Raw genomic sequence first — 12,602 nt, forward strand, 5'->3', positions numbered from 1 at the left:
CGGCGCCATGGCAGCGGGCACGGCAAAGTCGCAGGGCACCCAAACGCGCTCCGAGTCGGTGCTCTCTCGCTTTGCCCCCGAATGCGTCTACCTGCTCGGTGGCGGGCGGGCCATCCTCATGCAGCTGGCGCTGCCGGGGGTCGGCCACGGCGTGGCCAGGCACTCGAGCTTCGCTGCCAACCCGCTTGGCCGCCTCAACGGCACGCTGACCTATATCTACGCGCTGAGTAACGGCACAGATGCGCACCGGGCCAAGGTGCGGGAGATCGTGCACGCCGCCCATGCACCGGTCAAGGCGCCGGCGGCGAAGGATGGATCGCATCCGGCGTATTCGGCACGGGACCCGAAGCTCCAGTTGTGGGTTGCCGCAACGCTCTACGACTCCGCCATGCAGATCCAGCACGCGGTGTTCCCTCCGCTCGACGACGAGACGGCCGAGGCGCTGTACTGCGAGTACGCACAGTTGGGCACCGAGCTGGGCATGCCCGCACACCTGTGGCCTGCTACGCGGGCCGACTTCGCCGAGTACTGGGCCAGCACCCTGGACCAGCTGCAGGCCGATCCGCCCGTTCGCTCGGTGGCCCACGAGCTGCTTGCCGCCCGTCATGCGCCCTGGTGGATCCGTGCGGCGATGCCGTTGGTGCGCCTGATGACCATCGGACTGCTGCCCGACCGGGTGCGCTCCATGTACGGCTTCGAGTTCGGTCCACGGCAGCAACGCCGAATGGGCATGGTTCTGCGCTGCGCCAGGGTGTCAATGCGCATGCTGCCGCGCGTCATCAGGCACTTTCCCATGCACTACTACCTGCGCCGCCTCGATGGGTGAACTCAGATCGGGCATGACAACCTTGACGTTCGAATGAAGGATTGGCCACCTCGGTAGTGCAGAATGCGAATGGCCCGGCACCAGCCGGGCCATTCGCGGTTAGCCTTCGTTACTTGCAGGTGCAGCGATCAGCCACAGCAACGTCACCGAGCGCGTCCTCGATGTGCTCGCCGCAACCTTCCCAGGTCGGCTTGGCGCAGGCTACGCAGGTGATCTTCTTGCACATGTGGTGGCTCCTTGGGAAATAAGTGTTTACGAACTCATTGGAATATTACCCCTGTGGGTATCGTTGTGCCATTTGTGGATTCAATTCGGGGTCCGTGTGCACCACTCTCGAAGGGACAGGGTATCTATGGCTTCCATGGAACTGACATCAAAAAACTTTGAAGCAGCAATCAGCGGGCAAGGCACCGTCCTGGTGGACTTCTGGGCCGCATGGTGCGGCCCGTGCCGCAACTTCGCCCCGGTCTTCGAAGCGGCCAGCGAGAAGTACCCCGACATCACCTTCGGCAAGATCGACACCGAAGCCGAGCAGCAGTTGGCGGCAGCCGCAAACATCACCTCCATCCCCACGCTGATGGCGTTCCGCGACGGGATCCTCGTGTTCTCCCAGCCCGGCGCACTGCCCGCAGAGGCCCTTGAGGACCTCATCGGCCAGGTCCAGGGACTGGACATGGAAGCGGTCAAGAAGGACATCGCAGCCGGCGCAGAGGTGTAAACACCGGCCCGCCCAAGACTCGAAGGCCCCACCCGCATGCGTTGCGGGTGGGGCCTTCGGTCTTTCCCGGTGCCGCTTGTGACACCCTTGGGGGAGTGCAAGAAGGCACAAGTTCACTGGAGGAAGAGTGCAGCGCAGTTTGAAGGTCGCGGACCGGGCCAAGGTTCCGGCGTTTGAGGTCATGAACATCCTGGACCGGGTGGCCCAGTTGCGGGCCGAAAGCCGAGACATCATTTCCCTGTGCGCCGGCGAGCCCGGGGACGGGGCCCCAACGGCTGTCTCCAAGCGCGCAGCCCAGATCCACGCCGCCGGTACCCCGATGACCTACACCCCGGCCCTGGGCATCAGGGACCTGCGTGAAGCCATCGCCAAGCACTACAAGCGTTGGTACAACATTGAGGTTTCGGCGGACAACGTCGCGGTCACCACCGGCAGTTCCGGCGCCTTCCTGCTGATGTTCCTGTCCGCCTTCAACGCCGGGGACAAGGTCGCGTTGGCCCGTCCCGGCTACCCCGCCTACGCCAATATCCTGCGCACGCTGGGCATCGATGTCATCGAGCTCGATGCCGGGCAGGAATCCCGTTACCAGCCCACCGTGGACCTGCTTGAATCGGCCTGGCAGCAGCACGGGAAACTCGATGGCCTGATGCTGGCCTCTCCGGCGAACCCGACGGGCACCATGGTCTCCGGGGACGAGCTGGCTACCCTCACCGGTTGGTGCAAGGATCGCGGTGTCCGCTTGATCAGCGACGAGATCTACCACGGCATCGACTACCCGGAGCCAGGCACCGAGGCCCGCCGTTCGGTCAGTGCCTGGGAAATGGACACAGACACCGTCGTGATCTCGAGCTTCTCCAAGTACTGGGGGATGACCGGCTGGCGTCTGGGGTGGGCGCTGGTGCCCGACGACATGCTGCCCACCGTTGATGCGCTGGCCGGCAACGTGGCACTCTGCCCTCCGGCCCCGGCCCAATACGCCGCACTGGAGGCCTTCACCGAAGCTTCCTACACCGAGGCCGAAGCCCGGGTTGCCGAGTTCGCGCGGACCCGCGCTGCGGTCCTGGAATCGATCGGGCGCCTGGGATGGGGCGAATGTGCCCCGGCCGACGGTGCCTTCTACCTGTATGCGGATTTGGGCGACAAGCTTGGAGCCCACGTGAATGCTGCAGCGTATTGCGCAGCGTTGCTCGAAGCCGAGGGCGTTGCCATTGTTCCGGGCAACGACTTTGACCGCGTCAATGGTCACAGCCACGTGCGCCTGAGCTTCGCTGCCGGATACGAGGCGGTCACCGCGGCCATCGAGCGAATCGTGCGGTTCCAGGGCAAAGCCTGATTCCGTGCGGCAAATCGCCGCTTCTCCGCACAGTCTTGCTCGGCCCCATGCGGTTCCGTTTGTGCACAGCCGGGGTGCACACCGGCCCGGCGGCAGCATCCAATGACCATGCTGAAGACTCCACAGATCCAAGGAGTCCACCATGGAGCAATACACGGTCGCGGAACTTGAGGACGCACTCAAGGTCGTCAAGAGGCTGCTGCCGCCGCGCTACGAATGCCTGGCCTGCTACGTCAATCGCATGCTCGACCACGGCTGCAACGGGTTGAAGTGGTGCACGACGTACCGGGACCTGCGTGCACCCCGGGCCACGGCAATGGAACGGAAGTTCCCGGAGCTCGGCGGCTACTGCGACTGCGAGGTCCTGGCCAACGTGTTCCGCATCAACGACGAACTCTGGCCGCACGCGGAGGACGGAAGCACCGACGACACCTACGTTCCGCAGTGCCACAAGGTCCGGCTCGGGACCATCAAGCCGTGCGAACTCTGGCTCATGCGCAGCGGGGTCCAGTGGGGCGGGGGAGCCTTCCGGCAGGCAAAGAAGGCGTCGTGAATCAGCTACTAATGGAATCCATGACCACTTCGTAGGCATCCCGCAGGCTCTGGATGAATGCATCCATTGCCTCACTAGGGCAATTTTCGGTGCTGACAATAAAGATGTTTCGTGACAAGGCGAGTTCGGGAACATTCACCAAGCCAAGTCCCTCCGGGGCGTCTACCAACGCCAGGTCGGGGACAAGCGCTGCACCGTAACCAGCAGCAACGAGACGCAGTGTCGTATTGAAATCGTCGCTGTGGGCTGCGATACGGGGGTGAATTCCTGCGCGCATGAACAGTTCGTCCGTAATCGAGGCGTCGCTGGAACCCTTGTGGTGGAGAATCCACGGTTTCAAACCAAGTTCAGTGATTCCCAACCGTTCGTTCCGGTCGTTAAGCCACCCAATCGGAACTACGACTCGAAACTTGTCCTCGGCAAAAAACGTGCGGTTGACTCCTTGCGGCAAGGTCAGGGGCGAATCTGCTACTTGATAGGTGACGCCAACGTCAAGGAGCCCGCCGGCCAACAGCTCTCGGGCAACGCCACTGGGCTCGGCAACCGAGATCCGTAGTTCGTAACTCATGGATTGCCAAGACGGGGACTTGACCAGCAACGGAAGCGCAACCGTGGCCAGTGAAGGAAAAATGCCGATGCGTAGTTCCTTAACGGCCAGACGGCTTGCCGATGCGCCTGCGGCAAGCATAGATTCGACGTCGCGGAGGATCTGTTCCGCGTATCTGGCCATGGTGTGTGCAGCTTCCGTTGGCTGGATGCTCTGGGCGCGCCGAAGGAAAAGTATTAGGCCGGCGTCTCGCTCCAGGGCCTGCATTTGCTGCGATACCGCAGAAGCCGTGTAACCAAGCCGGTTGCCTGCGGCCGTGAAGCTTTTCAATTGCACGACTGCAACCAATGTCCGTAGGTGAGTCAGGTTTAGCATTAGCAATCCTTGAAGTAAGTTGACCGTAACGTCGACGTGACGTAAGTCATTTTCGCGGTAATACTGACCTATAGTGTAGCTTGCCAGCGAATTGGGCTACCAGCCATCACTATCGGAGGATTAGCAATGCTTCAACAGCGGTTATTCGTCAACGCAACCGTTCACACGCTTTGGGCTGACAAGCCGGTTGCCGCCACTATTCTGACGCGCGGAGAAAGAATTGTTGCGGTTGGAACAACCGATGAGTTGCGGTCGTACTTGACAGGTGCCGAGGAAGTCGTGGATCTCGAAGGAAACGTCGTGGTGCCCGGGCTTACCGATTCGCATATCCATCTCGCCAACTATGCGCGAGAGATATCAGCCGTCAATCTCCGCGGTGTCAAAAGCCTGCAGGAGGCACTTCAAACGATTCGGGAGTATTGCAAGGACTTGCCAAAGGACGCCTGGGTGCTTGGGGGTCGATGGGACTTCAATGCATGGGCCGTTCCCAAGCTGCCCACTCGACAAGAGCTGGACTCGGTAACCGATGGTCGTCCTGCTGCCCTTGCCAGCGTCGATGGCCACACCACGTGGGTGAATACGCAAGCACTTCGAATCGCTGGAATATCGGCAAACGATCATGACCCCGTCGGGGGCGAAATCGTTCGGGATGACGCCGGCGAACCAACGGGAATTCTTCGTGAGACTGCCCGCGACCGGATCAAGCACTTGATGGATGCCGGAGCCGGAAACCTCAAGCAGCAAATGGAAACGGCACAGAAGCGTCTCCTGGCGGTCGGACTGACAGGTGCCCATGATTTTGACGGCGAAGATTGTCTGGATGCACTGAGCGAACTTCACCAAGACGGAATCCTGTCCATGCGGGTGCACAAGGGCATTTCCATGGCAGGGCTTGATGCCGCCATCGGAGAGGGCCGAGCCACCGGCAACGGAGATCTTTGGCTGAACACCGGACCCGTCAAACTCTTTTCGGACGGAGCTTTGGGATCACATACCTGTCACATGTCGCAGGCATTTGCCGGTGACGACTCAAATTTCGGCATGGAAGTGCTTCCTTACGACACGATGCTGCACTTGGTCCGAAAGGCTGCAGCTGCAGGAATCGCCGTTGCGACACACGCGATTGGCGACCAAGCCAATCACTTGGTCCTGGATGCCTACGAGGACCTCCTGAACAACCCGCAATCCATTCCAAGCGACGGTGGGCCACTGCGTTCTCCACTGCGTCATCGGATCGAGCACACCCAGCATCTGCAGCCCGCTGATGTTCAACGAATCATTGAACTAGGCGTTGTCCCATCAATGCAACCTACCCACTGCACGACGGACATCCCTTTGGCCTCGACAATGTTGGTCGGCCGTGACCTCGCCTCGTATGCATGGAATTCGTTGATCAAAGCCGGCGGACGCCCGGCGTTTGGTTCCGATGCGCCGGTAGAACTTCCAAACCCAATGCACGGAATCCACGCGGCAGTCACGCGTCAAAATGCAATGTCCCAACCCGACGGTGGATGGCAACCCGACGAGCGCATTTCGGTTTCACAGGCCTTGCATGGATTCACCACTGGAGCGGCTTACGCCTCGGCCGAGGAACACCTCAAGGGAATGATTCGCCCCGGGATGTTGGCCGACTTCACGGTGCTGGCGCAGGATCCGTTCCAGGTTGCGCCCGTCGACCTGCGCGACATTCCTGTCCATTCAACAATCGTTGGCGGCCAAGTCAGATTCTGGTCCACCAACTAACAATCCACTTTGGCCATTCCGGCCGCAAAAAACCACACCAAGGAGGAACCCCATGAAGCGTTCAACGAAGAATATTGCCCTGAAGAGTGTCCTTTCTTCACTCGCAGCAGCGGCGCTGCTGGCGACCACGGCCTGCGGCGGGCAAAGTCTCGCCGGTGGAGACCCGACGCCTTCGGCGAGCGGAGCCGCTGCTGCCTTCACAGCTGTTCCTGCGCCCGACGAGGACCTTGCCAAATCCGCAATTGATGAGATCAAGGCAAATCCTGAACTGACCGCGATTCTGCCAGAAGCCATCCAGAAGGAAGGCCTTAAGATGACAACTTCGGAGGGATACCCGCCGATGGAGCTGTATGCGAAGGACGGCAAGACCCTCGTGGGAGTTGACCCCTCGGTGGGTCGGGCACTGGCCAACAAGCTCGGTGTCAATCTGACCATCAAAGATGAGGACTTCAACGCCCAGATCCCGGGTATCACCACCGGTCGCTACGACATGATCATGTCCTCGATGACCGACAACGAGGAACGCCGCAAGACGGTCACCTTTGTCGATTACGTGCAGGCAGGCAACGGATGGGTCGTGAAAGAAGGAAACCCGGCAGGCTTGGGAAATCCGGAAAGTGCCTGTGGCAAGACCGTTGCTGTGGTCGACAATGGGTCCTCACTCGATCTTGTCACCGGTTTCAGCAAGGAATGCGAAGACGCCGGAAAGTCCAAGATCAACATCTTGAAGTTCAGTGGGGATCAGGAAGCAATCCTCCAGGTGCGCAATGGCCGAGCAGACGCCGGGGTAAACGACTACCCCGTCGCTGCATATCGGGCCCAGATCTCTGAAGGCGCTCTTGAAGCCGTCGCAATTGACGGGCCAACGAGCCCATGGGGAATTGCAATGAAGCCGGAGAACGAGCAGCTCATCGAGGCCATGCAAAAAGCGCTTCAGGAACTCATTGACGACGGCACCTACAAGCAGGTCCTGGAGGCGTGGAACGTCGGGCAAATGGCCGTGGATTCCGCCAAGATCAACGACGGCAAGTAGAAGACCAGGTACAACATGAGACATTCACGAAGCCCCAAGGTCCTCACGGGCCCCGAGGGGGAGCCGATACCTGTAGTGAGGCTCAAGCATCTGGGCCGCTGGGTGCTCGGTGCGTTGGCCGTGGCGGTGTTTGTGTGGTTCATGAACGCACTGATCGCTAACCCGAACATCAACTGGGGCAAGGTCGCCGAGTATTTGTTCTTCCCGAAGATCATTGACGGGATCTGGGTGACGCTAATGATTTCGGTACTCGCCACAGCCCTCGGCCTGATTCTCGGAGTGATGCTGGCCGTCATGCGTCTGGCACATAACCCGGTGCTGAATTGGTTTTCCACGCTCTACATCTGGTTCTTCCGTGGAACACCAGTGCTTGTCCAGCTCATTTTTTGGTACAACTTGGCTTTCTTGTTTCCGAATCTGGTTCTGAAGATCCCTTTCACGAACATCGGAATGATGTGGGACACCAACACCGTGATGACCGGTTTCAACGCGGCGATGCTGGGCCTTGGTCTCAACATGGCCGCGTACTTCGCGGAAACAGTCCGTGCGGGAATCCAAGCCGTTGACGAGGGGCAGTCCGAGGCTGCATACGCCCTGGGCATGACGCCAGGGAAACGAATGCGCAAGATCGTGCTTCCCCAAGCGTTGCGGATCATCATTCCACCCACAGGCAATGAATTCATTTCCATGCTCAAGACGACGTCACTGGTATACGTTGTTGCCGGCAACGATCTCATGACCAATGCGAGCCAGATCTACAAGCAAAACAACCTGATCATGGAGCTGCTTATTGTGGCCTCACTTTGGTACATGCTGATGACCGCCATCGCAACGTTCTTCCAAGCCAAACTTGAAGCCAAGTTCGGTAGGGATGCTGTCCGGCTGGTTCGCCCGGCAGGACTGGCGCAACGTGCGTTGGACCAGAAAATGGCCAAGCTTGCGGACCCGACGGATGGGGCTGAGGCATCGGCCCTTGAACCTGCATCCGGCGATGTTGCAACTGCTGGAAAGGAACTCTCGTGAACGAAGAACTCCATGTTGACGCACGGGGCATCACAAAGTATTACGGCGATCATCAAGTCCTGTGCGGGGTGGACCTTACAGTGCGATCCGGTGAAGTCAGCTGCATCGTAGGTCCCTCGGGATCTGGAAAATCGACATTCCTGCGTTGCCTGAATTCCTTGGAAGCGTATGACGACGGCTCGCTCCGAGTGAATGGACAACACGTTGGATACGACCTGCGCGATGGGAAGTACCACGAGTGGAGAAGCAAGGACTTTGCTTCTTTCCGGTCACGTATCGGCATGGTTTTCCAACGGTTCAACCTGTTCGGACACCTGAATGCCGAAGAAAATGTTGCCTGCGCCTTGGTTGAAGTTCGAGGCATGAACAAAAGCGCGGCCAAGAGTCGTGCCATCAAGGAACTAACAAAAATGGGGCTTGCCGAACATGCGCACAAACGGCCACATCAGTTGTCTGGAGGGCAGCAGCAGCGCGTGGCCATTGCACGTGCGCTGGCGATGGACCCGGAGATCATGCTCTTTGACGAACCGACGTCGGCGTTGGACCCAGAACTGGTTGACGAAGTATTGGAAGCAATGAAAAGTCTGGCCCGCGAAGGTATGACCATGGTCGTTGTGACACATGAAATGGGCTTTGCCAGGGAGGTAGCAGACACCGTACATTTCTTTGATGCGGGTGTCGTTGTTGAATCGGGTAGGCCAGACGAGGTTCTGGGCAATCCGCAGATGGATCGAACCAAAGCCTTCCTGGCCAAGGTTCTGTCCTAGGCCCAAACCGACCACTTCATTGGCGAAAAGGATGGCGGCAACCAAATTGAAGGGGTTGCCACCATCCTTTCCTTTATTTCCTCCCGGCTGCATGGTGCCTGCAGGCTCCGATACCGTAGGCGAGGGGCCGTAAATCGGTCGACGTCGGCTTCCGGCCCGAATGATCTCTCGCTAATTGGGCCTGTTCCTGCATAAATGCCCCTCGCCATTGGGTCGAGATTCCCCCGTCGCTGTCGCCGACGACACCTACGTTCCGCAGTGCCACAAGGTCCGGCTCGGGACCATCAAGCCGTGCGAACTCTGGCTCATGCGCAGCGGGGTCCAGTGGGGCGGGGGAGCCTTCCGACAGGCAACGAAGGCGTCGTAGCCGGGGCTATTGGTTGGCGCCGGCCAAGGAGCCCGTGATCTTGGGGCTCTCGGGATCGGTGACCAGGCAATGCACGAGCCTGTCGCCGTCGGCCCAACTGCTCTTGGTGGGCTGCATCGAGGTGTAGTCCAGGCTGGATTCCTCGTACGAGCGCCCCACAAATGTCCTGAATGCGGGGTCGCACTGGTCAAACGTCAGCTCGTCCATGGCTTCCTGCGTCTCGGGGAAGTCTGCTGTTTGGATACTGAATTCGTGGAAGACCTCAAGCTCGTGCGGTTCCGAACAGGGAACAACCGGAACGCGGTCGACGTCGCCTTCGCCGGGATCGTTGATGCAGTCGCCGACCCGGATGGAAAAGGCATCGGCATTGGCCTTCTTGTCGATGGCCCCGCTCTCGTCGCGCGGGGCTTCGCTGGCACCAATCAGTGCACAGCCACTGAGCGCGAGCGCGCCGGCAACGAACAAGATGGCCGTCTTCGTCGATCGAATCATTGCTGCGTCCCCCTGCATGCGAGTGATGTTTGGAATCATCGTAACCGTCGCCTGCAAGTGGGCTGACAATGAGCCGTGCGTGTCGCGAATGCCCCCGGCCTAAAGTCTCTGTTTGTTGAGGGAATACGGTGATGGACTGGGCACATGGCACAGGATTCGCGGGCCGAGAGCGTTGGAGCCGCGTTGCAAAGCAGGCTCACCGTTGGTTCGTTGGTTGTCCTCGTCCTGGCCGGTGGATTTCACCTTGGCCGCGGCGCGCCCATCGACGGGGTCACGTACCTGGCGCTCGCCGGCATCATCTTCTTTTCCGAGCGTCGTGGGAGCAAGGAACCCGACCGGGCCGGGCTTCGGCGGCGGCGGCCGGCGTTGACGGCGAAAGGCCCATGGCTCTGGGCGGCGGTGGTGTTACTGGGCACGGCCTTGGCCATGGTGCCGATGGGCAATGGGCTGGCAGCAGCGCTGCTGGCACTGGGTGCGGTGATGGTGTTGCTTGGGTGGCGGCAACCGGCGCTCCGGTCGGAGCAGGACCACGCCCACCGAAAGGCGGTGCGGCGGACCTCCCTGGCCTGGTCGCTGGTCATCCTGTACCTGTGCGCCTGGGAGCTGGGAATGTTCTTCAGCGACCACTACCATCCGCAGGGGGCCAGCACGTATCCGCCGCTGACCGACCTGGTGGAGCCGGCCTTCCAGCAGCCGTTCACCCGCTGGCTGGCGACGGTGATCTGGCTGGGGGCCTCTGCGCTGGTGCTGCGTGCGCGCCGCGGCAGGGAAACGGAGGGCAAGCCATGACCCGAGACATCGCAATCACCGGGTACCTGCTCGTTCCGGTGCTGGGCCTGGTGCTCTTCCTACTGCCGCGGCGGTGGCCCGATTTGTGGGTTCCGCTCTCGGAAATCACGGGGATGCTGTGGGAGAACCGGGCCGCCCGGCTGACGCTGGTGCTGTTCTGCTGGTGGTTCGGCTGGCACTTCCTGATGGACGGATAGGCCCCCTCGGCGGGGGCCGGCACCGGTTAGCCCTCGTCGGGCTGCTTGATCTTCAGGTGCTCGCCCGGGATGCGGTCGCGGTCGTAGGTGATCTCCGAGTAGCCGTGCGGGGCGGGTGTTCCGTCCGGGCCCATGTTCACGAACACGATCTTCTCGATGGTCAGGATGGACTGGCGGGTGATCATGTTGCGGACCTCGGCGCGCATGGTCAGCGAGGTGCGTCCGAAGTGGGTGGCGGTCAGGCCCATCTCGATGAGGTCGCCCTGTTGGGCCGAGGAGACGAAGTTGATTTCCGACATGTACTTGGTGACGGCAAAGCCGTTGCCCAGCTGGACGATCGCGTAGATCGCCGCTTCCTCGTCGATCCAGCGCAGCAGGCTGCCTCCGAAGAGTGTGCCGTTGGCGTTGAGGTCTTCGGGACGGACCCATTTGCGGGTGTGGAATGTAATGTCGCCTTCGTTCATGGAACGAGTCTATGGCGTGGGTGCCTCGCGGAACGTCCACGGTGACCGGCACCATGCCTACTGTGTCCGCAATCTCCCAGGGGAAGACTACCCGAGGTGGTCCATGGCCTCGCAGGGATTCGCGCCCGGCTGCGCGCGATGGATGGCCATGGACAGCTTGGAGACCAGACCGGCAAGCTGGGCGCTCTCCGTGGCTTCGAGTCCGGCAAGCAGGGTCTGCTCCGCGGCGGCGACGCGCGTCTCGAGCCGGGACAGCAGCTCGGTCCCCTGCTGGGTGGCAACGATCTTCCGGGCCCGGCGATCCGTGGGGGCGGGCACGCGTTCGACCAGCCCGGCCTCGACCAGATCGTCGATGAGGTAGGTCAGCACCGTGCGGTCGATGCCCAGATGCGCGCCCAGGGCCTGCTGGTTGGCCGGATCGTGGTGGACGACGGTGGAGAGCATCTGGTAGCCGCGCACCGAGCAGGGCATTTCCTCGACGGCCTGCGCGAAGTGGGTCTGGTGGCCGCGCAGGATCATGCCGAGGTGCCAAGCGAGATCGCCCGGGATGAATCCCGGCAGCGGCTTGTCCAGCGAAAGGGGTGCGTGCTCAGTGGTGGCCATGGCATCCATCATACCCGACGATATGGAGTTGCACAGATGATCTGTTGGTAATATAGTCTGTGTAACAACATATATTTTGGAGAGAAGGGCAGATGGACATCGGCGCACAAGAGCACACCGCTTCCCGCGGCACCATTGGCATCCTGGGTGCGGGCCGCGTGGGCACGGCCATTGCCCGCCTGGCGGTTGCCGCCGGGTACCGCGTGAAGATCGCCACCTCCAAGCCGGCGGCCGAGAACGCCTTGATCATCGAGATCGTGACCCCCGGGGCCGAGGCCGTCGATGCGGCCGAGGCTGCCGGCTCCGACCTAGTGGTCGTGGCAGTTCCGCTGCACAAGTACAAGTCCGTCAACGCCGATGCGCTCGCCGGCGCGGTCGTGGTTGACGCCATGAACTACTGGTCCGTCACCGACGGGGACATTGCCGACTTCGAGGTCGATGACCGTTCCTCCTCCGAGGTCGTCGCGGCCCATCTGTCGGCCTCGCGGGTCGTGAAGTCCTTCAACCACATCGGCTACCACGAGATGGAACCGGACTCCGCGGCGCCCGGCACCGCCGACCGCCGTGCCTTGGCCATTGCCTCCAACGACGCGGCAGCCAAGGAACAAGTTGCCGCATTCATCGATGCGCTGGGCTTCGACGTCGTGGACGCCGGGGAACTGGCGTCGGGCAAGGCCTACGAGCCCGGGACCGACGTCTTCAACGGCCGCTTCAATGCCAATGAACTTTCGATGAAGCTGCGCCCCAGCCTCGTCACCGCCTAACACGCTCC

Annotated in this window: 15 protein-coding genes; 11 read left to right on the forward strand and 4 right to left on the reverse strand. The window is 61.1% G+C overall.

Going from position 1 to position 12,602, the window contains the following annotated elements:
* The first annotated feature begins 7 nt into the window (after positions 1–7).
* The 4 genes from JOF46_RS05480 (at position 8) to JOF46_RS05495 (ending at position 3,430) form a co-directional block, all read left to right on the forward strand.
* On the forward strand, positions 8–826 hold the full coding sequence (locus JOF46_RS05480; RefSeq protein WP_209906393.1) for an oxygenase MpaB family protein: 819 nt from the start codon (positions 8–10) through the stop codon (positions 824–826).
* Between the two features lie 352 nt (positions 827–1,178).
* Positions 1,179–1,544 carry a thioredoxin gene (gene trxA / locus JOF46_RS05485; RefSeq protein WP_209906394.1) on the forward strand — a complete coding sequence of 122 codons (366 nt, stop codon included), beginning with the start codon at positions 1,179–1,181 and terminating at the stop codon, positions 1,542–1,544.
* Positions 1,545–1,671: 127 nt separating this feature from the next.
* On the forward strand, positions 1,672–2,877 hold the full coding sequence (locus JOF46_RS05490) for a pyridoxal phosphate-dependent aminotransferase (RefSeq protein WP_342592371.1): 1,206 nt from the start codon (positions 1,672–1,674) through the stop codon (positions 2,875–2,877).
* Positions 2,878–3,019: 142 nt separating this feature from the next.
* Positions 3,020–3,430 carry a DUF2695 domain-containing protein gene (locus JOF46_RS05495; protein ID WP_209906395.1) on the forward strand — a complete coding sequence of 137 codons (411 nt, stop codon included), beginning with the start codon at positions 3,020–3,022 and terminating at the stop codon, positions 3,428–3,430.
* Position 3,431: 1 nt separating this feature from the next.
* Here JOF46_RS05495 and JOF46_RS05500 read toward each other — a convergent pair whose 3' ends face one another.
* Positions 3,432–4,352 carry a LysR family transcriptional regulator gene (locus JOF46_RS05500; protein ID WP_209906396.1) on the reverse strand — a complete coding sequence of 307 codons (921 nt, stop codon included), beginning with the start codon at positions 4,350–4,352 and terminating at the stop codon, positions 3,432–3,434.
* Between the two features lie 126 nt (positions 4,353–4,478).
* On the opposite strand from JOF46_RS05500, the gene JOF46_RS05505 reads away from it, so the two are divergent.
* The 4 genes from JOF46_RS05505 (at position 4,479) to JOF46_RS05520 (ending at position 8,918) form a co-directional block, all read left to right on the forward strand.
* Positions 4,479–6,095, forward strand: a complete 1,617-nt coding sequence (locus tag JOF46_RS05505) for an amidohydrolase (RefSeq protein WP_209906397.1) — start codon at positions 4,479–4,481, stop codon at positions 6,093–6,095.
* A gap of 52 nt (positions 6,096–6,147) precedes the next feature.
* The gene (locus tag JOF46_RS05510; protein ID WP_209906398.1) at positions 6,148–7,128 is read left to right on the forward strand and encodes an ABC transporter substrate-binding protein; all 981 of its coding nucleotides are present in this window, start codon (positions 6,148–6,150) and stop codon (positions 7,126–7,128) included.
* A gap of 75 nt (positions 7,129–7,203) precedes the next feature.
* The gene (locus JOF46_RS05515) at positions 7,204–8,151 is read left to right on the forward strand and encodes an amino acid ABC transporter permease (protein ID WP_342592373.1); all 948 of its coding nucleotides are present in this window, start codon (positions 7,204–7,206) and stop codon (positions 8,149–8,151) included.
* Positions 8,148–8,918 carry an amino acid ABC transporter ATP-binding protein gene (locus JOF46_RS05520; protein ID WP_209906400.1) on the forward strand — a complete coding sequence of 257 codons (771 nt, stop codon included), beginning with the start codon at positions 8,148–8,150 and terminating at the stop codon, positions 8,916–8,918. Before JOF46_RS05515 ends, JOF46_RS05520 begins: the two co-directional genes overlap by 4 nt.
* Positions 8,919–9,291: 373 nt before the next feature.
* Here the strand turns inward: JOF46_RS05520 and JOF46_RS05525 are convergent, their stop codons facing one another.
* Positions 9,292–9,777, reverse strand: a complete 486-nt coding sequence (locus tag JOF46_RS05525) for a septum formation family protein (RefSeq protein ID WP_209906401.1) — start codon at positions 9,775–9,777, stop codon at positions 9,292–9,294.
* A gap of 144 nt (positions 9,778–9,921) precedes the next feature.
* Between JOF46_RS05525 and JOF46_RS05530 the strand changes: the two genes are divergently transcribed.
* On the forward strand, positions 9,922–10,566 hold the full coding sequence (locus JOF46_RS05530) for a hypothetical protein (protein WP_209906402.1): 645 nt from the start codon (positions 9,922–9,924) through the stop codon (positions 10,564–10,566).
* Entirely contained in the window at positions 10,563–10,763 is a 201-nt protein-coding gene (locus JOF46_RS05535; RefSeq protein ID WP_209906403.1) for a DUF6186 family protein, read from the forward strand. Before JOF46_RS05530 ends, JOF46_RS05535 begins: the two co-directional genes overlap by 4 nt.
* A 26-nt stretch (positions 10,764–10,789) precedes the next feature.
* Here JOF46_RS05535 and JOF46_RS05540 read toward each other — a convergent pair whose 3' ends face one another.
* Together JOF46_RS05540 and JOF46_RS05545 are read right to left on the reverse strand one after the other, a co-directional pair.
* Positions 10,790–11,227: an acyl-CoA thioesterase gene (locus JOF46_RS05540; protein WP_209906404.1), complete on the reverse strand. Its 438-nt coding sequence runs from the start codon at positions 11,225–11,227 to the stop codon at positions 10,790–10,792.
* Positions 11,228–11,314: 87 nt separating this feature from the next.
* Positions 11,315–11,830 carry a MarR family winged helix-turn-helix transcriptional regulator gene (locus JOF46_RS05545; protein ID WP_209906405.1) on the reverse strand — a complete coding sequence of 172 codons (516 nt, stop codon included), beginning with the start codon at positions 11,828–11,830 and terminating at the stop codon, positions 11,315–11,317.
* A 92-nt stretch (positions 11,831–11,922) separates the two neighbouring features.
* On the opposite strand from JOF46_RS05545, the gene JOF46_RS05550 reads away from it, so the two are divergent.
* Positions 11,923–12,594, forward strand: coding sequence for an NADPH-dependent F420 reductase (locus JOF46_RS05550; RefSeq protein ID WP_209906406.1), 672 nt, complete (start codon positions 11,923–11,925; stop codon positions 12,592–12,594).
* The last annotated feature ends 8 nt before the right edge of the window (positions 12,595–12,602 follow it).

The sequence above is a fragment of the Paeniglutamicibacter psychrophenolicus genome (assembly GCF_017876575.1).
GTDB lineage: Bacteria > Actinomycetota > Actinomycetes > Actinomycetales > Micrococcaceae > Paeniglutamicibacter > Paeniglutamicibacter psychrophenolicus.